Here is a 19,994-nt window from a genome sequence, read left to right on the forward strand (position 1 = left end):
GGCGCGGACGGCCTACGCACCGCGCTTGAAGCGTATAGGCATCCAGAACTGCCGCAGGGCCTCAACGGCTACGGGAATGTCGCGCCGGACGTTTTGAGCGACGGGCAGCGTTCCCAGCGTGTGCCGGGCCGGGGGTAGCAAGGGCCGACCGGCGTCGTCGATGCAATGGACCAAGATCGGCCGCAGCATAAGGTGTTCGGTTCCGTTCGGGGAGAGAAGCCGCGACCAGACGAGAAGCCGAAGCTTCATGACGGCGTAGAAGCCCATGCACCAGGGCTGCGGGTCGACTTCGCCGTCCGGTGATCGCACGAACAGCGGCTCGAAGCTCTCCGGTCCCGTCGACAGCGTCTCGCTGATTGCGTTGTGGCGCATCAGCGTGGCGGCGATCGCCGAGAACTCCTCGGTGTCGTGATTGAAGGCGTCGGGATCTACGCCGAGGAGCGGGCACACCCATTCCTCGGACGCCATCGAGACCGGCCCGGCAACGACCGCGGCCACCGCGCCGTCGAGCATGGAGAGCGACGTCGCCCGCGGATGCCGAAGCGTCGGCGACCTGGCGCGCTCGCTGATCCATTGCCCGAGCCGTTCGAACGACATGGCATAGTCCGCCATCGTCGTCTTGGCCCGTTTTCCTCGCCGTTGCTTCGGCTTCGTCATGCCACGGCCCGCTTTTCGGCTTCGCGTGCGGCCTTCCAGTTCCAGGCCAGAAGTTCGTGCAGCTGGTTGGTCTTCGTGGCGCCGCTCACCATGCGATCGAGAACGTCGATGAGATACGCCTCGGGGTCGAGACCATTCAATTTCGCTGTGTTAAGAAGCGAAGCGAGTATCGCCCAAGTCTCGCCCCCGCCTTCGTCACCACTGAACAACGAGTTCTTTTTTCCGATCGCAATGGGCCTGATCGATCGCTCGACCGTGTTGGTGTCCGGCTCGAGCCGCCCGTCATCCAGGAACGCCGTCAGGCCCTGCCAGCGTTCGAGCATGTAGTCGATCGCCTTGATGAGCGTCGAGCGGCGGGAGATCCCGTCCTTCACCGCGATCAGACGGATCCTCAACGCTTCCATCAGCGGCTTCGTCTCGGCCTGTCGCGTCGCGCGGCGTTCCCCGGCGTCGAGACCGCGGATCCTCTCCTCGATCGCGTAGACGGCCGCAATGCGCTCGATGACCTCCGCGGCGAAGGGTGAGTTCGTCGTCTTGTGCACCCTCACGAAGTTGCGGCGCGCGTGAACGAGACAATACGCCAGCTGGATCTGGCCCGACATCTTCGCATCGCCCGCCAGCGAGGCGTAGGCGGCATAGCCGTCGACTTGCAGCACGCCTTCGAAGCCGGCCAACTGCGCCACGATCTCCTTCTTGCCGCGACCACCTGCGAACACGTAGGCGACCGCCGGCGGCGCCGGCCCCTTCCACGCCCGATCGTCCGTCGCGTGCGCCCAGAACTGGCAGATCCTCGTGCGGCCGCGTCCCGGATCGAGCACTGGCATCGGCGTCTCGTCGCAGAACAGCCGCTCGAAGCCGTGCATAGTCTTCAGTTGCAGATCGTAGAGGCCCCTGACCAGCCACGCCGCGCTCCCCATCCAGCGCGCCAGCGTCTGACGGTCGACGACGACACCCTGACCCGCCAGGATCTGCGTCTGGCGGTAGAGCGTCGATTGCCAGGCATATTTGGCCGCGGCGATATGCGCGATCAGCGCCGTCGTCGCCATGCCGCCCTCGACGAGCCGCGCCGGTGCCGGGGCCTGGACAATCGCGCCCTCACAGGAGCGGCAGGCGTATTTTGGACGGATCGTGCGGAGCACACGCAGCCACCCGATCGAGCGCTTCGCTGCTCTCCTCGCCGATCCGATGCATCTGACCCGTGCAGCACGGGCACCGCGTGGACGCCGGCTCGATCACCCGCTCGATCCGGGGCAGATGCGCCGGCAGTGCGCCGATGTTGCGCCTCGCTTTGCGCCGCTTCGGTCTCGGCGCGTCCGGTTTGTCGTCATTGGCCGGGAGCTGTGAGCCGGCGGTCGGTTCCAGATCAAACGCGATCTGTTCGGCGCAGACGATCGCCGAGCGCTCCGATCGTGCGCCGAAGATCAGGCTCTTCAACGTGGCGATCTCTGCGCGCAGATCATCGTTCTCGCCTTCGAAAGCCAACACCATCTCGGCAAGAGCTGCAGGGTCACAGGGGAGATCTTCGGGGCGAAGCGCCATATCGCAGAGCTACACGAACACACTCACAATCGCCAGCAAAACAAGACGCGTCAGGCAACCTTCGTCGGCCGCTTCGTCACCTTGGGGACCACACGCGACCACTCCGCAAGACCTTCAATCAGCATCGCCAGTTGCGCCCCCGTTACCGGCATCGTACCCTCGTGAACAGGTGGCCAGGCGAAGCCCCCATTCTCCAGCCACTTCGTCGCTAGAACCATTCCCGAGCCGTCAAAAACCAGTAACTTCAAACGATCCGATCGCTTCGATCGGAAGACATAAACGTCACCGCTGTAGGGCTTGCCGCCCAATCCCTCCGCTACCAGCGCGACAAGGCCATGAACGCCTTTACGAAAGTCAATCGGCTGCGTCGCGACGAACACACGGACCATTGGACCGAAAGAGATCATCGCGTCGATCTCACCGCCGCCAGCACGCGCTCCAGCGTCGCAGTGTCGACGCGGACAGGCACGCGCACCGTCGCGCCCGCGATCATCACCTCGATCCGCTCGGCCGGCCCCGTCAGAACATGCGCCTTATCGATCGCGTTCGGCTGCGCCTCGACGGCGGCGTCGAGCCTGACTTGCACGAACTGCGGCGCTTCGCTCGACGCGAGCCGCGCCTGGCGCCGCCACACACTGAGCAGTCCCCGGTTCACCCCGTTGCGTCGAGCCACCTCGGAAATGCTCGTCTCCGGATCGGCGCTCTCGGCCACGATCCGCGCCTTCTCCGCATCGCTCCAACTGCGCCGTCGCCTTTCCCCTGTGATCACCTCGATCCGTTGATAGGAGGCGGCATCATGCCTGTCTTGATGTCTGTCTTGATGCATGGAACGAGCGTCCCTCGCGTTGTCAAATCCACGCGCGAGTCTCGCTCATCCCGTCCACTTAAACGAGGTGGGGTTGTCGTACCGCTATCTGTTAAACAGACCACAACCGCTCCCGCGATAACAGCCTAACGCCTCAGCCCTACGGCCACCGTCGCGTCCGCATCTTTCACCGACGGCGAAGCCCTCGAATGTTCGGTGGTGAAGGTTTGTTGCGGAGGACATAGGCGAGCAATCCCAGCGCTAATCGCGCCGAGATGCTTCCCATGTCCTCAGCGATCATGCTCGGCGGAGCCAGGCCCGTCGCTATCGGACCCCGTGCATGCGATGGTGCCACACAGGTCGCGTCTACTTGCGGCGATCATCATCTCGCCGGCAGCCGCCCTCACGCTCGAGGCCGGGCATTGCTTTGGCTGCATCCCACGGTAGGCGATCAATACGCGCCGCCGCCGTTAACCGACCAGCGCATACGAACTCAACAAACGAATTAAGCGCGCGCCGATGGTAACAGGCCGGCGACCCTAGCTCTCATGCTGGCGCGGTGTTCCTCGCTGAACTCGACAATCGGCTCTGCCGCAAGAAGCCGGTGTAGCGTTCGGGTTTGCTTGTACAGGGGGAAGGTCACATTGATAGCAAGCTTCTTCAGCACGAAGGGAACGGGCCGCCATGCGCAATCGTACGGTTCGCCGTGTTCATCGTTACCGCAGAAACCGCCGCTCCAGCTATCGATCGCAATTTCGACTGCCCATGACGGCACGTCCCTAAGGGCCAGAAGATAATGCTTCCCGGCTATTTCGGCCTCTACAGCCGTGAGCCGCGCATTGCGAAATTGGCCCATGAGCAGCACTGTGATCTTTGCCAGCGTAGCCCGCACCCAATCTTCATGCTGAGCCGGCGTCTGCTGAAAGAGGGCATTCACGTCGCAGACATAACGCTCAATCACCTCTCTCTGATCTCGGGTCAAAACCAAGTTGACGGGGAGCGTCGGCAGGGTCCTGTATTTCCCGTCCACCAACGATCGTTGACACTCGTCTTTCATCGATCGCACGCGCAAGTCGACCCATTCCGGCCAAGACGGCATCTGATCCAGTTTGCGAACGTTGGGAAGCGGGATAGGAAGGACGGGCATAGATGCGCTCCGCGGCTGCAATGATCCAATTTCGCCAAGTGGCACTCCAGTCGCGCTTCGTAGCGCCGGCGCCGACTTTGGCTATCTGTCAATCGGCCTGCAAATTTGACCCCGCATTGCCTCATCGAGAATGTTACTGGACAACTTCTCGCCGATGACTGGGTCGGCGCCACCGAATCGGTTCGGTGGCCTCTATGGCGGGAAAGATCAGCATGGGCGCGCGGCGCGAAGTGGTGTCGGCGGTGATGGAGCGTTACCGATCGGCCGGACGGGCGGACGGGCGGAGAAGGGACGCATCCTCGACGCGCTATGCGCGACGACAGGCTGGCATCGCAAGCATGCGGTGCGTGCACTTCGGCCACGCGCGACGGTTGGGCCCCGCAAGGTCGAGGCGCCGCGAGAGCGCAAGCGTAGATATGGCGCGACGGTCAAGGACGCGATGACGGCGCTGTGGGAGGCGTCGGATCGGGTGTGCGGCAAGCGGCTCAAGGTGATGATCCCGACCTTGCTGCCAGCTCTCGAGCAACATGGCCGATTGCAGCTTGGGCAGGCGGACCGTGATCGTGTTCTGGCGATCAGTGCCGCTACCATTGACCGCCTGCTCGTCGATGTGAAGCTCGTGGCGAGCGGCGGCAGGCGGCGCCGTGCCGGCTTCTATTCGGCAATCCGGCGCGAGGTCCCGATCCGCACGTTCAATGACTGGAACAGCCCGGTGCCCGGCTTCTGCGAGGTCGACATGGTCGCCCATGGCGGCACGTCGGTGGCTGGCTCGTTCATCCAAACCCTGACGATGGTCGATGTCGCCACCGGCTGGACGGAGTGCCTGCCGTTGCTGACGCGGGAAGGTTCGCTGGTCGTCGAGGCGATCAACAGCGCACAGAGCCTGTTCCCCTGGCTGTTGCGCGGCGTGGACTTCGACAACGACAGCGCCTTCATGAACGATGTCGTCGTGCCATGGTGTCGCGAACAGAAGCTCGAAGTCACTCGCTCGCGCGCCTACAAGAAGAACGATCAGGCGTTCGTCGAACAGAAGAATGGTGCCGTCGTCCGCCGCCTCATGGGCTATGGCCGCTTCGATGGCGTCGAGACGGTGCGTGTGATGGGCCGCCTCTATGCGGCGGCACGGCTCTACGTCAACTTCTTCCAGCCGTCGTTCAAGCTGAAGGAGAAACGTCGCGAAGGGGCTAAAGTGATCAAGCGCTATCATCCCCCGTCGACGCCCTATGAGCGTGCATTGGCGCATCCCAAGGTGACCGCGGCCGTGAAGAAACGGCTACGCGATCAGTATCGCTCGCTCGATCCGGTCGCGCTGTTGGCGGAGATTCGCGTAACCCAAGAGGAACTCGGCAATCGCGTCGATCGTCGTGCCGGACAGGCGCGCGGCCTGCAACCCGCTCACACTAGCACCCTGCCAGCGACCGCGGCGACGTTCGCGAAGACGCTCGGCAAGACGGTGACGGTCGGCGAGCCGCGTGCCACGCACCGGCGAACTCGTCGGCCCTATAAGACCAGAGTTCGCATGCCGTCCAAGCTCGACCCGCATATTGCTGCGATCGAAGGTTGGCTCGCAGAGCAGCCGCAGCTGACGGCGCTCGCAATTGTCGGCCGGCTGAGCGAGAAATACCCCGAGGAGTTCGGGAAGAGACAGCATTCGATTGTGCAGCGTCTGCTGAGGGCGCTCAGACGGAGGGCTGCCGAACAGTTGGTCGCCCAGGGTCCGTTCGGCGACGCCACGACCGCTGCCCCATTGCCCGGGGTTGTGGACGGCTCGGGCTATTTAGGGCCCGACCCGCCCACAGCCCCTCTCGTCGAGCAAGCCGGGAAAGTCACCTGGCGCGGCCGATCAATCGACATCGGATCGTCATCGGCAATGGCGCCATCAGGGTAACGTTCGCAGATGCGGCAATACGGGGGGGCAATATTGCAGGCCGAATGACAGACGCGCTCGGGCGGCCAGCCCAGACCGATGGCGCGATCGACAAGGCGGTACTGCAGCTCGGTGCTCTCCTGATGCTGGCGCACCTGGTTCACGGATGACTGCCGCACGTAGACATAGGCCAACTTGGCTCGGTGAGCCGTCGTGAGCCGCTCGTCAGCGACGGTCGAGCTGATCAGCACGACCCAGTCCCCTTCCGGGCGTGCCGGGGATCGCTTGCATTCGCCGCATCAGCGCGGCGATCGTTTGAGCAATCTGGGTTTGCGTCGCGGTCGACAGATTCGGCCAGAGGCGCGGAATGTCGGCCATCGGACGGCCGGATGGATTTGCCAACGTTGGCAGGGGTCGATACGCAACGCGACCTGGGAGCGGTCGGTGGGTCATCGCGAATCACCTTCTCGTCGAGAAGGCTCAGACTCGCGCTCAAATGTTGCATCAATGGGATCAGCGTCCGTACACTGATGCGCGGCAGGTCGGCCGCGTTCGGGCGGAAAGCGATCGACGTCTCGGTAAGATCCGTCGACGCGATCCGAACCCCCCGCCGCCGTCCGTCCGGCAGCGCGACAACAACGTAGGCGGGACCGCGTCCCGACCGCTCCTTCAGCACCTCAAGCCGGTGCCCAAATAGGAAATGATGCGGGTCAGTGATCGTGACGTGAGACACGACCCGTTCAAGAATAGGGGTACTCTGCCGTGTTCGGCGATGCCAAAATGACCACCGCGCTACTCGACCGATTGACCCATCACTGCGACATCGTCGAGACCGGCAACGACAGCTGGCGATTCAAAAGCCGCGACGATGTTCAAACAACCCGCGCTCGCGCCGTCTCCGCAACCCCGACCAGCTCCGACGACCCGAGCGCTACCAGCAGAGCACGCCGATCAAAGGGGTCCCTTTTGGATGCCGATAGGGGGTCCCAGTCGAACGCCGATTGACACGAATTGGCCTTACAGACTGATTTGCATCACGATGCCAAAGAACCGCCCCTGGGATCCCGCTGAAGACGACCTTCTGCATAAGCTCATCACGGAAGGCCGCTATGCTGTCGAGATCGCCGTCGAGATGAGCCGCAGCGAATCAGCAGTACGGCTCAGAGCCAAGGTTCTAGGTCTAAACTTTGCCACCGCGCCGCGCGGCCCAAGGCCGAGATGACGCGGGTCGTCCCAGCCGAATGCTGGGAAGACCCGCAAGCCGGCTACTTGGACCTGGTCGAGCCGCCCGACTTCATGCCCGTGTTGGCCCCTGTCGTCTGACCAGGAGCGTATCCCGAGGCGCCGGGGCTGCCAGCCTTCGAGCCTCTTGCCTGCATTTCCTGTCCAGGCGCATAGCCTGAGGCGCCAGGGCTTCCCTTCTTGGAGCCCCTGTCTTGCATCTCATGACCGGGAGATTTGCTCGAGACGCCTTGTGCAAAAACGGCGGTGCTCGAAGCCATCAGGCATGCTGCGGAAAGTGCGATGATTGTGCGCTTCATTTTGTCCTCCAGAGTGAGCCCCGCCAACCAACCACCCGATCCGAACGACGTTCCATGAATGTTGTCATCAGGCTCTTGGTCGACGCCATCGCAAGAGTGCGCCGCGCTCTGCTTGGCTCCGGACGCAGCGGCCGTGAACCGGAGGTGAACGCTCCGTTCAGCGGGCATTCCAACACCCAACTGATAATCTGTCGGGTTATTAGTCAAGAAGGGTGGAGACTCATAAGATGAAACGGCTTCTCGCAATCGCATTTATTGGCTGTGCTTTTTCGCTCACGCCAATTTTGCCGGCATCGGCCATGCCGATGGCAACGCCACATACGCTGGGTAGCACAGACGATGGAATTATCCAGGTCAGAGGCGGCCATGGACACGGGTGGGGCCATCACGGTGGTCGCGGCCATCACTACGGTTGGGGCCACGGTCGCCACTATGGCTGGCACCGGGGCCATCACTACGGTTGGCGGCATCATCACCGCCATTGGTGGTGAAGACAGAGGCCGCATTAAATCTGCGGCCTCTCTTTATCGACTGACGCTGCCGCCTCGCCCGCTGCTTGAGACTGAGGAAAGACCGAAGCGCCAGGCGCAGGCTTCCTCGGCTCGATTTCGCTCATCGAATGTTATGGAACTCCACGCTTTAAATAGAGGCGGAGTTGCTTCCCAAATAGAAGGTCACGTTCGAATCGTGTCGGGTGGGCCGATCATCCATGTGTTCCCGCGCGAAATTCCAGATGAGCACTGGGTGTAAGCACCCTATCGGCCGAACAGTCCTTCGAAGAGTTCGAGCAGCTCCATCAATGAGGCTCGGCCGAAGTACATCCCTGCTCCCGCGCTCACTAGAGCGATGAGCAGCGAGGCAAAAAATGCGCCTCGTTGGTTTGCAATGCCGAATGCAAGCAGCTGTCGCGAGTAGCTGCCACGCCGTGCAAGAGATCCTACTGCAAACTGAATCGCCATCGCTGACGTCGCAAGCAACACCGTGATTGCCAGTATCTCCACTGCGTAACTCGAAATGAACCAAGCCGTGTGATTGAGTGCAGGAAATTCCTTGAGATTTTCCGCGCCGCCGATGTGAGGTTGAAGTGCCACTCCAATCAGAGCCAGTGTCGGAGCTAGAACAGCCAACACGGTGACTCGGAAGTTGCTTGTTTTTGCTGAGCGCCCGGCCTGGATTGATTGCTCTAAGGCGCGCTCTTCGATGCTGGCGTCGAGGGAATTCCGAAGGGCTTCTATCTCGAAGCGGGGTATTTGATCGAACCGAGCTTCGAGCCGACTGCGGCAAATGCCGAGGAAAGATTCAAAATACGCAAGTATGCCTTTCGCTTGAATGAGGGCCCTCGGGTCTCTGCTGCGACGATTACTGATAATATAGAACTGTAGAGAGAACAGCAGATTCCGGCGCCAGGAGACATCAGCGGCATCTTTCCGTTGCAGTATGAGGATCGTATCAACGGCATGATCGTGATGCTGATGCTGGTGGGCGATGTCACGCAAGAAGAAATAGCCCTGGTCAGCAATCCACTTGTCGAAGTCATGCCCTTCTTGGGTTGCGAAGGCTCGCGAAGCATAGGCCAAGTCGTCATCGCTAAATGCAGGTCTATCAACCCGTAACTCGCCATTCCTTTCCAGGACGAAGTTGATCCAGACGTCGGCGGAGTCTGCCAAGGCCTTACGGCCATATACAAGCGACTCTTCAATCACTCGATCTCGATCCGAGGCGAGGGATAGTCGGGCCGCGTTCATCTCATTAATTGCTGTTCGAACCTTTTCTTGCGGTCCAGTCCGCCAGTCCTCTTTCGATTTAAATACAAATATGGTTCCGGATAAATTGCCATCTACGTTGTCTGGTGCAGCCGCACTCTTTGCCACGAGCGCAAACCAAAAATCACCGCTTCTTCGACAAATGCGATCCGTAATCGTGCGAAACACCGAGTCGCTTAGATCACGTCGCTGATAAACAAGGATGTAGCGGTCCAAGGTGGTCGCAACATTTGCGTATTTGGACGGCGTCGGGTGTCGCGTCTCGCCAATATGGCGGAATGAAAGACGTCCGTTCGCAGTGGGTATCCAACCTGCGAATTGATCTACGTCAGTGGGATCGTTGAGGTCAGGATCTGAAGACGCGGTCAAGAGTGTCGTTTGAAAGCTTGCCAGTAATTTCGAGCCGATTGGCCCTCTTATTGAAAATCATTCCGCCCTGCACGCGAGCGTCGGGTATCCAGTCATCCCGAGTCTTGGCGCGACCGAGAAGCACGGACCTAACGTCGTCGGTTCTGGTCTGGCTCTTGCGCAGTTCGATCTTGTCCGCGCGAATAAATTTGTAAGCAAATACAAGAGAGATGGCAGCGATAGCCAAGCCAGCTGTGAGGATGATGAAGCTTGTCCCCAGAGCCGCCACCACGCCAACGAACGCACCCGACAAGGCAATGTAACCTAGGGTCTTCATGGCTTTGCTCGCGAATCAACAGTGAGCGGTGATTCCAAGTTAACACGAACGAGTCAAGGATTAACTAACAGAATTCTTCGATGTTCCTAGCTATTCACAGACAGTTTGTCCAGGCCGCCTCTCAGGCATCACTCAGCAGTCGTTTGAGCGGTGGTTGTCAATCGGCGTTCGACTGGGACCCCCTATCGGCATCCAAAAGGGACCCCTTTGATCGGCGTGCTCTGCTGGTAGCGCTCGGGTCGTCGGAGCTGGTCGGGGTTGCGGAGACGGCGCGAGCGCGGGTTGTTTGAACATCGTCGCGGCTTTTGAATCGCCAGCTGTCGTTGCCGGTCTCGACGATGTCGCAGTGATGGGTCAATCGGTCGAGTAGCGCGGTGGTCATTTTGGCATCACCGAACACACTGGGCCATTCGCCGAACGCAAGATTGGTGGTGACAATGATGGAGGTGCGCTCGTAGAGCCGGCTGATGAGATGGAACAGGAGCTGACCGCCGGATTGCGCGAACGGCAGATAGCCCAGCTCGTCGAGAACGATGAAGTCCATGCGGGTCAGATGCTCGGCGAGCCGTCCCTGCCGACCGTTGCGGGTCTCGGTCTCGAGCCGGTTGACGAGGTCGACTACGTTGTAGAAGCGTCCTCTGGCGCCATCGCGGATGCAACTTCTGGCGATGGCAATGGCCAGGTGGGTTTTGCCTGTACCGGTGCCGCCAACCAGCACGACGTTGCGTTGTTGGGCGATGAAGCCGCCGCCAGCGAGATCATTGACGAGAGTCTGATTGATCGGCGTGCCGTCGAACTGGAAGTCGGCGATGTCCTTGGCGAGCGGCAGCTTGGCAATGGTGAGCTGGTATTTGATCGACCTGGCTTGCTTCTCGTTGATCTCGGCGTTGAGCAGGTCGCCGACAATGCGTTGAGGCTCGTGCTGGCGCTTGACGGCAGTTGCCATGATCTCGTCGAAGGCAGCCTTCATGCCGTAGAGCTTAAGTTCGCCCATGAGGTCGAAGATTTGGGTTCGTTCCATCAGATGGTCCTCCGGAGGTTGTCGTAGCGGGCACAATCGGCGATCGGTGCATGACGGAGCGTCAGTGCGGCCGGCGTCATGATGTTGGCCGGTGGGGCGGGTTCACGTTGACGGGCCAGGATATTGAGAACGACATCGGCGGAATGGACGCTGTGACTGAGCGCTTCGGCACAAGCCGCTTCCACCGCGGACAGACCGTCAGTCAGCACCGCGGTGAGGATGTCGACCATCTGCCGATTGCCATCGTCGGTGCTGGCCAGCTTGCGCCGGATCCGCTCGATCGCGGCCGGCAGCACCCAGTCTTTGAAGGGAGCACCGTTGCGCAAGGCGCCGGGTTTGCGGGCGAGCACCGGCACATAATGCCAGGGGTCGTAGACGGTATCGCCGCGGCCAAAGGATCGCGGGTGCTCGGCAACGATACGTCCATCCTGACGGATCACGATGCGATCGGCATAGGCTTGAACCTCGACCGGTCGTCCGACTGCACTGGCTGCGACCGAGTACTTGTTGTTGTCGAAGCGCACCAGGCAGGTCTTCGAGACCGATGCTGTCACCGCATGGAAGCCGTCGAAGCGGCCGGCATAGGGAACGAGTTTGGGGCGTTCGGCTTCGAACACGTCCCAGATCGTCTGATCGACCAGCTCCGGATGGCGATGAGCCTTGGCGTAGGCGATGCACTTGTCGAGCAGCCAGGCGTTTAACTCGTCGAGGTTTTTGAACCGCAGCCGCGGCGTGAAGAAGCGCTCCCGGACCAGCCCGACCTGGTTCTCGACCTGCCCCTTCTCCCAGCCCGACGCTGGCGTACAGGCGACCGGATCGACCAGATAGTGGCTGCACATCTGCAGGAAGCGGCGATTGTAGAGACGGCCTTTACCGACAAAGATCGTCTCCACCGCGGTCTTCATGTTGTCGTAGATGCCGCGGGTGCAGGTGCCTTTGAACAGGGCGAATGCCCGGTCGTGGGCGTCGAACACCATCTCCTGCGTCTCCCGCGGATAGGCCCGCACGAACAGCATGCGACTGTGACAGAGCCGAACATGAGCAGCCTTCACCATCACCGTGGTGCCGCTCAGCAGGACCACCTCGTGGCTCCAGTCGAACTGGTAGGCTTCGCCTGGTGCAAAGCTCAGCGGCACATAAGCCGACGCTGTCGAGGTGCCGCGTTCCTTGGTCCACCGTCGGGCGTATCGACGAACCGCATCATAGCCGCCGGCATAACCCAGGCCGCGGAGTTCCTCGAATAGCCGGATCAGCGTCAGCCGTTCCCGCGCCGCCTTGCTCTCATTCCCTGCCAGCAACCGATCAAGCTCGGCACTCCAGGCACCCATCTTCGGGAGCGGCTGCGTCTCGCGCTCGTACCGGAACTCCGTCGCTTGAGAACGAATGACCTTGCGAACCACCTTCCGCGATACGCCAAGTTCTCGGCAGATCGCCTTGATCGGACGACCATCAACAAAGTAGGCGCGACGGATCTTACCAATCGTCTCCACCACCAGCATCCCAACCTCGGCTTCCATGACTCGATGGAAGCCACTGTGGACCCTTATCCCGGGGTCCCGATTGGATGCCGATCACCCCGAAACGGGGGTCCTTATTCCATGCCGAAACACAGACGCTGGTAAGATCGCGCATACAGAGCTTCATAAGGTCCTAGACGCCGCCCAGATGCGGTACGCCGACGAGATCACGTTAGCGCGAAAAGCGGTGCTAACCGTCGAGGGAAAGACTCTGAAGGCTGATCTGAAAGGAAGCGGAATGTCCTTCAACGACTTCTGGGAGGAGGCCGACTTCACGGTAATTGAGGACGCCTATCGCCGAGCTTCGCGCGTGATAAGCCCCGATCTATCTCGCACATACGCGGAACATCTCGCAGACAAGAAAGAGGCTGACTCTGTTGAGGAGGCCCTCATTGAGGCGCATGCGGATATTGCAGCGCTCGGTTTGGTGCCTGATGTGAAGACGTATCTCGATGACGAGGCGAGTAAACTGGCAAAGTCATGGCTAAGCAAGTACCGCGTCCAAGTTAAGAGCTTGTCAGATGAACGGCAGGAAGCTTATCGCCAAATCAAAGAGATGAGCGCAGATCCAGAGGACATCGACCTTGCAAAGCCGAAGTCGTGGATGGAGGCCACCACGATTCGTGAGCAAGATGGTAACGAAACTCATCTGCCGACTTACGATCGCCACTTACTTTGCGGAGACAACGGCGAGTTTCCAGCCGAAATGAACACATGGGAGATTGAGGTTCTTAAGGCAGAGATGGCACGGACTGGGTTTCAAGCCTGGTACCGGAACCCCTCACGGTCGAGTCAGGACTCGCTCGGTATTGCCTACGCCGTTAACTCGCGGGTCATGATCATGCGACCCGACTTCATTTTCTTTTCCAATCAATTTGATGGATCAATAGCTGCTGACATCGTAGACCCCCACGGTCCGCAATTGGCGGACGCGCTGCCGAAGTTGCGGGGGCTGGCACAGTATGCCGAGGATCACGCTACCGTTTATCGTCGTGTCGAGGCTATCGCAAAGATTGGAGAAAAGCTGCGAGCGTTGGATCTTACTAGGGAGGACGTCCGCCGGGCGGTCAGGGCAACGGAAGACGCAAAGAGCCTTTACGACAGCGAATTTGCGGCCGATTATTAGCGGACCATCTCATCGCGGAGGTCCGACGTCTTGCCTGCCCAGGAGCTTGCCGGAGCCTGACTGATAAGGGTTCGAGGATGGGCGGAGACCGTGTCAGCTCTCTGACAGTTCTCGGTTTGCTTGAGCGAGAGAGATTCAAAACCGGCCCCCATGAGGGCCTTGTTTTTCGCCGAATGCCGTACTGTACCGATTCCCGACGTTCTAGGATTCGGAGAAAAACGCGTTCTCCAGCCCCATTCGTCGCTCGTTTTTAGTACGGCCGGCATTCTCCAGGGCGAAAAGATTCACGAAAACGGCCGAGTTTTCGGGCCTGTCTCCGTTCCGAGGTACGAAATGTCGGGGCAAACTGGCGGAGAGAGTGGGATTCAAACTCGGAATACGGTTGGCGAAGCCACCGGGGACATTCGGTTTAGAGAATGGTCCCAAGGGTTCGCCTTTCCGCGTCCGGTTTTTGGCTCTGAGGTTACCTTGACGGCATTTTATGGGCGGAAATCCGCGGCAGTGTCGCGGAATTCGCGCCGAAATCTCTTCTCGGTCTTGCCAACGAGACTACGTGGCGGAGCAAGGAAGATTCGAACCGTTGGTACGAGAGGGCTTAGAAATTTCACGGGTTCGGGCGCCGACCTCACCCGGACGAGACTTTAGTCCTAGCCGTCATTAACCACCGCCTCTTTGACGCGACTGCGTCAAAGTCATTGACGGACAAGCGTCAATATGGTAGTCTAGAGCTTATGGAAGGAGCCGAGTCGGCAATCGTTTGGTACGGCAACAGTCGCTTCAATGCGGCTGATATGCAGCGCGCAACAGGCCTCTCAGAGCGGTCGCAGCGCGAGCTTCTTAAGCTCGGTATTCTGCAGGCTGTCCCACAATCGCGGACTGCCACGCGCCTTTTCGACAGTCGCATGCTGAAGCGCGCGGCCCTCATCTACCCAATGCACGAGCATGGTGGCCTCAATCTCCAGGTTTCGGGGAAACTAATCTATGCAAACACCCTGCTGGAATCTCTCCTGTATGACTCCATTGATCCTTGGCACGCCCACCAGCGCATGGTCGACAAGGCGCCTCATGGCGAACGAGAATGGAGCTGGTTTTCAACGACTGAGGATCCCGGTAAGCAGCCGGGCGATTTCTACGTCTCATTGATCAACCGACATTTTATCGCTTCGGGCTTTGCTGCGAGCCAGCAGGTTTACGGTCATCTTACCGACGACGGCAGCGACATCATTGTCTTTCGAGGTGCCGTTTGGGACGAACTGATCGATCGTTCTGGAACCGTACCAGATTGGGCGGCTGGCGAGTTTCATCCAAAATCCGCACTTGCCGGCAAATCGCGCATATTCAAGTCAAGGACCGCCAGCGAATTTGAGAGAGACGCCATAAAGCGCGTTGTCGATAGTCCAACTTCGATATTTTCAGTCAACGCCAGTCTCACGTTGCGCGTAGCACTGCGCAAGCTTCTAAGGATCAATGGCGCATCATGACTTTCGACCTTCGCATACTCAAGAATGGGCACGGAACGATGACGCGCCAGCACATCGTTCATCCAACCCTTGTGCCGTCGCGCTTGCTGACTGCAAACCGAAAAGCTGACGGGTCGCGGTCCAAGGCAAGCAACGGACCCGCTGATTGTGCGTCAGGACGTGCATCAGCTGGCGCTCCCGCCGCGCTCGAGAGCGGTCGCGGCTTCGCGCCTCCATCGAAGTATAGGCAAGAGGGGCTCTGATCGATGCCTCGCCGCGGCCCCTGCACCTTCAAGCAACAAGACGTCACTCGCTTGCTGCGGGCGACGATTGCGGCTGGTGTGGGTGTTCAGCGAGTCGAAATCGACAAAAATGGCCGGATCGTTCTCGTTACTAAGTCTTCAACCTCGCCTCGCGAGGAAGTGGATGAGCTTGATCGAGAGTTGGCTGAGTTCGAGGCGAAGCATGGTGAGAATTGAGCTCAAGGGAATTGCGAAGGTTACGGCAAAGGGGCGTACCTATTGGTACGCTTGGCGCGGTGGACCGCGACTGAAGGGCGAGCCTGGTACTCCCCAGTTTATCGCGTCCTACAACGAAGCTGTTCAGGACCATCGCGCGCCCGATAAGAGCCGCTTTCGGTTTGTTGTTAGCGATTACAAGCGAAGCAACGATTATAGGAAGCTCGCACAATCCACGCGAGACCAGTGGGGCACCTGGCTTGATCGCATAGCCGAATACTTCGGCGAACTGCGGATCTCACAGTTCGATAGGCCTGAAAAGATCAGGCCGGTAATTCGCCGCTGGCGTAACAAATGGGCCGATACGCCACGAACGGCCGACTACGGCATGCAGGTGCTTTCCCGTGTCGCTGCACATGCCGTAAAAACGGGCAAGATTGCCGGCAATCCCTGCGAAGGCGTTGAACACCTCTATAAGAACGATCGATCAGAAATCATCTGGGCTGATGCGGAAATCGCCCGCTTGAAAAATACGTGTTCGAACGAAATCGCGACTGCCGTTGATCTAGCCGGCCACACGGGTTTGCGCTTGAGCGATCTTTTGCGCCTGTCTTGGTCACATATCAGCGACGATGCCATTATTCTGACCACGGGCAAAAGCCGCCACCGTCGCGAAGCGATCATTCCACTTTACGGCGCGCTCCGAGAAATCCTTGCTCGGATTCCAAAGCGATCAACAACAATTTTGACCAACAGCCGACGCCGGCCCTGGACGGCCGATGGTTTCGGGAGCTCGTTTAACAAAGCGAAGATCGACGCCGGGATGTCGCAACAAGATCTGCACTTCAACGACCTCCGAGGAACAGCTGCGACTAAATTCTACATCGCCGGCTTCACCATGCGCGAGATCGCAGAGACGCTTGCTTGGGAAGAGGAGTCAGTCGAGAAAATCATCCGCCGCTACGTCGGTCGTACCGCGGCGATTAAGGCGAGAATCAAGAAGCTGGAAGCCAAAGAATGAACAAAACTTGCAAAACCACCGACAAAACCGTTCTACGAACTTCAGCTAAGTGTTGGAGCGGGCGAAGGGAATCGAACCCTCGTATGCAGCTTGGGAAGCTGCCGTTCTACCATTGAACTACGCCCGCGATCTCAATTGCTTGAGGTCGCCCCTGCGGGTGCGACCGGCGGACCATAGCCCGGGCCGAGGCAGAGGATCAAGCGTGCATTGACACCGATCGCCGCGCCGCCACCTGCTACCAGCCCATCCTCACAAGCACATCATTGATCACAAAGGGCGTCGCGGCGGATGCGTCGCAGCTTCCGCCGCGTGTATAGATGCAGGCATCGCTAAAGCCGACGCGGGCACAGCTTTGCCGTGAAAAATCCGCCGGTAGATCGCCTGCGGCCTCGGGCCGCGCAAGGATGCGGTTGAAGGCCGGCTTGGTCGCCCGCAGCAGCAGCGGCGGCAGGATCAGCTCGGCGAGCGGATCGGCGGGCTGCAGCGCATAGAGCGGCACCGGGCCGACCAATCGCTCCCGCCCCGGCAACTGCTGGAAACGAACGTCGTAAAGCGCAAGGCCGCACATCTGCGGATCGCTGCGCAGCTCAGCCGCGAGCCGCGCAGCACCGACGCCGCGCGTCCAATACTCGCGCATATCTTCGCTGGCGCCGGCCAGCGCCAACGACAGCAGCGCCCAGCCGCCGAGGACGATCGGCAATGCCCAGCGACGCCACGCAACCTTCGTGCGCAGCCATTGTATCCAATCGGCCGATCCCAGCGCCGCGACGATGGTGAACAGCACCACAGACAGGAAGATGAAGCGGTATTCCTTGTGCGCGATCAGGCTGTGGAAGGCGAGGTTGACCAGCGCTACGGTCGCGAGCAACGGTGCGTGCCGCCAGCCGCGCCAGATCGCAGCGAGCGGGAGCAGGATCGCCACAGACCAGACGGTCATGAAGTCGATCAGATAGGCCGACGGCGGCGACACGCCGAATTCGATGGCGCGATCGTGGACAAGGTTTTCCCTGATATTGGCGATCAGCCAGGCGAACGGCACGCTGCCATGCGCCAGGTCGATCGCGGCCGCAATCAACAGCGCAACGAGCCCGCCGGCGACCAGCGGAACCGGGTTTCGCCAGCGCGTCCAGCACGCCCCGAGGGCCAGCACGGCGATGGCCGGCGCAAACTGGAAGCGGCAGACAAAGGCGAAGGCGAGCAAGGCACCGCCAATCGCGAGACGCCGCTGTGACGGATGATCGGTGACCAGTAGCGCCGCCGGAACGATGAGCGCTGTCGCCAGCGGCTCGCCCAATGTGTGTGGCGCGAGCATGATCAATTCGAACCAGACCGCGGCCGCGAAGGCCGTGACGACGGCATGGGTTCGCGAGACCCGCGCGCCAAGGAACCAGGCGCTGACCACGATCGACAGCGACGCGCATGCGGCGATCAGACGCGGCACCAGGAACGCACCCGCGCCACCAGGCGCAATCGCATCGCCGAGGGCAACCGGCCCGGCCATCAATGTCGGCAGGAACCAGCCGCGAATGCCGTCGCGCCATTCCCACGTCAAGATGCCGTCATGGCCGAGCATCCGCCACGCCGGCTCGAGATACTGAAAGGTCTCGTCGGGATAGATCACGTTGGGCCAGACGGCGGCCGCAAGGCGCAACACCAACGCCAGCAGCAGCAACGCGAAGAGCGGGTGAACACGCCCGCTCGCGCGCCCGGCCATGCCTGCGCTGCCGGGCGCGGCTTCGGCGCTCGTGCTCGTCATCGTTCCGCCGATCGTTTTTTCGAGCAGCATGCCGGCGACCAGATAGCGGGCAAAGCCTTTAAGATGCGTGACCGGAGGCTCGTCGGGCCGCACAGTCCAGCCGTGACATGCTTAACCGAACGTCAAGATTCCAGATGCGGGCGAGATGCGGCCCCCCGGGGAGATCGAGGCGATCGTGGGGTACCGCCGCGATCATGCGTGGCGGCAATGGTGATCTTGCCGGCGTTGCGCCGCCGCGGCCGCACCCCTAAATCTGGGGTATGACCCGGACCACACTGCTAGAGCGCGATCGCATCACGGTGAACGAGTTTCGCTGCACGGCGGAGCCCGGCGACAAACCGTTTGTCGAACAATTCGCCTGCCACTCGGTGTCCTATGTGCGCAGCGGCAGCTTCGGCTGCCATTGCCGCGGCCGCTTCCATGAGCTGGTGGCAGGCTCGATCCTGGTCGGCCACCCCGGCGACGAATACACCTGCACGCACGACCATGTGGTCGGCGACGAATGCCTGTCGTTCTTCCTGGACCCGGAGCTGGTCGAGACGATCGGCGACCGCACCTCGGTCTGGCAGGTCGGCTCGGTGCCGCCGCTGCCCGAATTGATGGTGATCGGAGAGCTCGCCCAAACGGCGGCAGCTGGCAACAGCGACGTCGGGCTCGACGAGATCGGCCACCTCCTCGCCAGCCGTCTTGTCGAGCTGGTGTCGGACCGCAAGGCAAAGCCCCTCACCGCCGGCCTGCGCGACCGCCGCCGCGCCGTTGAAGCGGCGCTGTGGATCGACGCCAATTCACACCATCAGATCGACCTCGACGATGCCGCGGAGCAGGCCGGCCTAAGCACCTTCCATTTCCTGCGGCTGTTTTCCGCGGTGCTCGGCGTGACCCCGCATCAATATCTCGTGCGCTCGCGGCTACGCCATGCGGCGCGACGGCTGGTGGATGACGACAGCCCGGTCACCGACATCGCCTATGACGTCGGCTTCGGCGATCTCTCCAATTTCGTGCGCAGCTTCCACCGCGCCGCCGGTGCCTCGCCGCTGAAGTTCCGCCAGGCCTCCCGCGGCGACCGCAAGATTCTCCAAGAACGCCTTGCGCTGCAATAGCTAGGTTCTTCCGGTCCGCGCGTCCATCGACGCGCCCAGCGACTGGAGACCCCATGATGTACGACCACATCGGATTGCGCGTCGCCGACCTCGACGCCAGCGTGCGCTTCTACACCGCGGTGCTGGCGCCGCTCGGCTTCGTGCTCTGCTCACGCGACGACAGCGGCGCGGGCTTCGGCCCCAAGGGCGAACCGGCGCTCTGGCTGCATCTGCACAAGGGCAAGACCCAGGGCGGCGCGCACATCGCGTTCCGCGCCCCGAGCCATGACGCGATCAAAAAATTCCACACCGAGGGCCTGAACGCCGGCGGCAAGGACAACGGCGCGGCGGGCCATCGCAAGGACTACAGCCCGACCTACTACGCGGCATTCCTGCTCGACCCCGACGGCAACAATGTCGAGGCGGTGTCGACCTAAACGCATTCCCCGCATTCCGCCGTCATTGCGAGCGGAGCGAAGCAATCCATGTTTCCGCTTGCTGCGATTTGGATTGCTTCGTCGCTTCGCTCCTCGCAATGACGCCCCCTCTTGA

The 19,994-nt window shown here is 60.9% G+C and carries 17 protein-coding genes, 1 tRNA gene and 2 pseudogenes; 8 read left to right on the forward strand and 12 right to left on the reverse strand.

Annotation, left to right across the window (positions count from 1 at the left end; translation table 11 throughout):
• Positions 1 to 12: 12 nt before the first annotated feature.
• From HU230_RS29675 to HU230_RS29695, 5 genes and pseudogenes are all read right to left on the reverse strand, one after another.
• Positions 13 to 657, reverse strand: coding sequence for a UPF0149 family protein (locus HU230_RS29675; protein WP_224943706.1), 645 nt, complete (start codon positions 655 to 657; stop codon positions 13 to 15).
• Positions 654 to 2,196: pseudogene (gene tnpC, locus HU230_RS29680) on the reverse strand (IS66 family transposase). The gene HU230_RS29675 and the pseudogene tnpC overlap by 4 nt, the downstream one beginning before the upstream one ends.
• Before the next feature lie 50 nt (positions 2,197 to 2,246).
• Positions 2,247 to 2,603, reverse strand: coding sequence for an IS66 family insertion sequence element accessory protein TnpB (gene tnpB / locus HU230_RS29685; RefSeq protein ID WP_176528770.1), 357 nt, complete (start codon positions 2,601 to 2,603; stop codon positions 2,247 to 2,249).
• Positions 2,600 to 3,022 carry an IS66-like element accessory protein TnpA gene (gene tnpA / locus HU230_RS44180; RefSeq protein WP_176528769.1) on the reverse strand — a complete coding sequence of 141 codons (423 nt, stop codon included), beginning with the start codon at positions 3,020 to 3,022 and terminating at the stop codon, positions 2,600 to 2,602. The genes tnpB and tnpA overlap by 4 nt, the downstream gene beginning before the upstream one ends.
• A gap of 484 nt (positions 3,023 to 3,506) precedes the next feature.
• Complete coding sequence (locus HU230_RS29695) at positions 3,507 to 4,148, reverse strand: hypothetical protein (RefSeq protein ID WP_176528768.1); 642 nt, start codon at positions 4,146 to 4,148, stop codon at positions 3,507 to 3,509.
• 343 nt (positions 4,149 to 4,491) lie between these two features.
• On the opposite strand from HU230_RS29695, the gene HU230_RS29700 reads away from it, so the two are divergent.
• Positions 4,492 to 6,036 (forward strand): integrase catalytic domain-containing protein, encoded by a 1,545-nt coding sequence (locus tag HU230_RS29700; protein ID WP_176528767.1) that lies wholly within the window; start codon positions 4,492 to 4,494, stop codon positions 6,034 to 6,036.
• A 204-nt stretch (positions 6,037 to 6,240) separates the two neighbouring features.
• Here HU230_RS29700 and HU230_RS29705 read toward each other — a convergent pair whose 3' ends face one another.
• Positions 6,241 to 6,393: a hypothetical protein gene (locus HU230_RS29705; RefSeq protein WP_224497196.1), complete on the reverse strand. Its 153-nt coding sequence runs from the start codon at positions 6,391 to 6,393 to the stop codon at positions 6,241 to 6,243.
• Between the two features lie 378 nt (positions 6,394 to 6,771).
• On the opposite strand from HU230_RS29705, the pseudogene HU230_RS29710 reads away from it, so the two are divergent.
• Positions 6,772 to 7,020 (forward strand): annotated as a pseudogene (locus HU230_RS29710) (ATP-binding protein); the annotation flags it as partial.
• A gap of 902 nt (positions 7,021 to 7,922) precedes the next feature.
• Complete coding sequence (locus tag HU230_RS29715; RefSeq protein ID WP_224943709.1) at positions 7,923 to 8,306, forward strand: hypothetical protein; 384 nt, start codon at positions 7,923 to 7,925, stop codon at positions 8,304 to 8,306.
• A gap of 5 nt (positions 8,307 to 8,311) precedes the next feature.
• Here HU230_RS29715 and HU230_RS29720 read toward each other — a convergent pair whose 3' ends face one another.
• The 4 genes from HU230_RS29720 to istA form a co-directional block, all read right to left on the reverse strand.
• On the reverse strand, positions 8,312 to 9,535 hold the full coding sequence (locus HU230_RS29720; RefSeq protein WP_176528766.1) for a hypothetical protein: 1,224 nt from the start codon (positions 9,533 to 9,535) through the stop codon (positions 8,312 to 8,314).
• A gap of 130 nt (positions 9,536 to 9,665) precedes the next feature.
• Complete coding sequence (locus HU230_RS29725) at positions 9,666 to 10,004, reverse strand: hypothetical protein (protein ID WP_176528765.1); 339 nt, start codon at positions 10,002 to 10,004, stop codon at positions 9,666 to 9,668.
• Between the two features lie 157 nt (positions 10,005 to 10,161).
• Positions 10,162 to 11,025: an IS21-like element helper ATPase IstB gene (gene istB, locus HU230_RS29730; protein ID WP_166107168.1), complete on the reverse strand. Its 864-nt coding sequence runs from the start codon at positions 11,023 to 11,025 to the stop codon at positions 10,162 to 10,164.
• Positions 11,025 to 12,524, reverse strand: a complete 1,500-nt coding sequence (gene istA, locus HU230_RS29735; protein WP_166309211.1) for an IS21 family transposase — start codon at positions 12,522 to 12,524, stop codon at positions 11,025 to 11,027. The genes istB and istA overlap by 1 nt, the downstream gene beginning before the upstream one ends.
• A gap of 166 nt (positions 12,525 to 12,690) precedes the next feature.
• On the opposite strand from istA, the gene HU230_RS29740 reads away from it, so the two are divergent.
• The 3 genes from HU230_RS29740 to HU230_RS29750 all read left to right on the forward strand — a co-directional run bounded on the left by HU230_RS29740 (position 12,691) and on the right by HU230_RS29750 (position 16,607).
• Positions 12,691 to 13,668, forward strand: coding sequence for a hypothetical protein (locus HU230_RS29740; RefSeq protein WP_176528764.1), 978 nt, complete (start codon positions 12,691 to 12,693; stop codon positions 13,666 to 13,668).
• Positions 13,669 to 14,363: 695 nt separating this feature from the next.
• Positions 14,364 to 15,149 (forward strand): hypothetical protein, encoded by a 786-nt coding sequence (locus HU230_RS29745; RefSeq protein WP_176528763.1) that lies wholly within the window; start codon positions 14,364 to 14,366, stop codon positions 15,147 to 15,149.
• 444 nt (positions 15,150 to 15,593) lie between these two features.
• Positions 15,594 to 16,607, forward strand: a complete 1,014-nt coding sequence (locus HU230_RS29750) for a tyrosine-type recombinase/integrase (RefSeq protein WP_176534806.1) — start codon at positions 15,594 to 15,596, stop codon at positions 16,605 to 16,607.
• A 53-nt stretch (positions 16,608 to 16,660) separates the two neighbouring features.
• Here the strand turns inward: HU230_RS29750 and HU230_RS29755 are convergent.
• Positions 16,661 to 16,734: transfer RNA gene (locus HU230_RS29755), tRNA-Gly, on the reverse strand.
• A gap of 108 nt (positions 16,735 to 16,842) precedes the next feature.
• Positions 16,843 to 18,363 carry a glycosyltransferase family protein gene (locus HU230_RS29760; protein ID WP_224943712.1) on the reverse strand — a complete coding sequence of 507 codons (1,521 nt, stop codon included), beginning with the start codon at positions 18,361 to 18,363 and terminating at the stop codon, positions 16,843 to 16,845.
• A 260-nt stretch (positions 18,364 to 18,623) separates the two neighbouring features.
• Between HU230_RS29760 and HU230_RS29765 the strand changes: the two genes are divergently transcribed.
• Both HU230_RS29765 and HU230_RS29770 read left to right on the forward strand, forming a co-directional pair.
• Positions 18,624 to 19,463, forward strand: a complete 840-nt coding sequence (locus HU230_RS29765) for a helix-turn-helix domain-containing protein (RefSeq protein ID WP_176528761.1) — start codon at positions 18,624 to 18,626, stop codon at positions 19,461 to 19,463.
• 56 nt (positions 19,464 to 19,519) lie between these two features.
• Positions 19,520 to 19,879, forward strand: coding sequence for a VOC family protein (locus HU230_RS29770; RefSeq protein ID WP_176528760.1), 360 nt, complete (start codon positions 19,520 to 19,522; stop codon positions 19,877 to 19,879).
• The last annotated feature ends 115 nt before the right edge of the window (positions 19,880 to 19,994 follow it).

The organism is Bradyrhizobium quebecense (genome assembly GCF_013373795.3).
Lineage (GTDB): Bacteria > Pseudomonadota > Alphaproteobacteria > Rhizobiales > Xanthobacteraceae > Bradyrhizobium > Bradyrhizobium quebecense.

Excerpts from the sequence above, each read along its gene's own strand:
- HU230_RS29675 (WP_224943706.1), bottom strand. The coding sequence starts at position 657 with ATGACGAAGCCGAAGCAACGGCGAGGAAAACGGGCCAAGACGACGATG.
- tnpB (WP_176528770.1), bottom strand. The coding sequence starts at position 2,603 with ATGATCTCTTTCGGTCCAATGGTCCGTGTGTTCGTCGCGACGCAGCCG.
- tnpA (WP_176528769.1), bottom strand. The coding sequence starts at position 3,022 with ATGCATCAAGACAGACATCAAGACAGGCATGATGCCGCCTCCTATCAA.
- HU230_RS29695 (WP_176528768.1), bottom strand. The coding sequence starts at position 4,148 with ATGCCCGTCCTTCCTATCCCGCTTCCCAACGTTCGCAAACTGGATCAG.
- HU230_RS29705 (WP_224497196.1), bottom strand. The coding sequence starts at position 6,393 with ATGGCCGACATTCCGCGCCTCTGGCCGAATCTGTCGACCGCGACGCAA.
- HU230_RS29715 (WP_224943709.1), top strand. The coding sequence starts at position 7,923 with ATGGACACGGGTGGGGCCATCACGGTGGTCGCGGCCATCACTACGGTT.
- HU230_RS29725 (WP_176528765.1), bottom strand. The coding sequence starts at position 10,004 with ATGAAGACCCTAGGTTACATTGCCTTGTCGGGTGCGTTCGTTGGCGTG.
- istB (WP_166107168.1), bottom strand. The coding sequence starts at position 11,025 with ATGGAACGAACCCAAATCTTCGACCTCATGGGCGAACTTAAGCTCTAC.
- istA (WP_166309211.1), bottom strand. The coding sequence starts at position 12,524 with ATGCTGGTGGTGGAGACGATTGGTAAGATCCGTCGCGCCTACTTTGTT.
- HU230_RS29740 (WP_176528764.1), top strand. The coding sequence starts at position 12,691 with ATGCGGTACGCCGACGAGATCACGTTAGCGCGAAAAGCGGTGCTAACC.
- HU230_RS29750 (WP_176534806.1), top strand. The coding sequence starts at position 15,594 with ATGGTGAGAATTGAGCTCAAGGGAATTGCGAAGGTTACGGCAAAGGGG.
- HU230_RS29760 (WP_224943712.1), bottom strand. The coding sequence starts at position 18,363 with ATGACGAGCACGAGCGCCGAAGCCGCGCCCGGCAGCGCAGGCATGGCC.
- HU230_RS29765 (WP_176528761.1), top strand. The coding sequence starts at position 18,624 with ATGACCCGGACCACACTGCTAGAGCGCGATCGCATCACGGTGAACGAG.
- HU230_RS29770 (WP_176528760.1), top strand. The coding sequence starts at position 19,520 with ATGTACGACCACATCGGATTGCGCGTCGCCGACCTCGACGCCAGCGTG.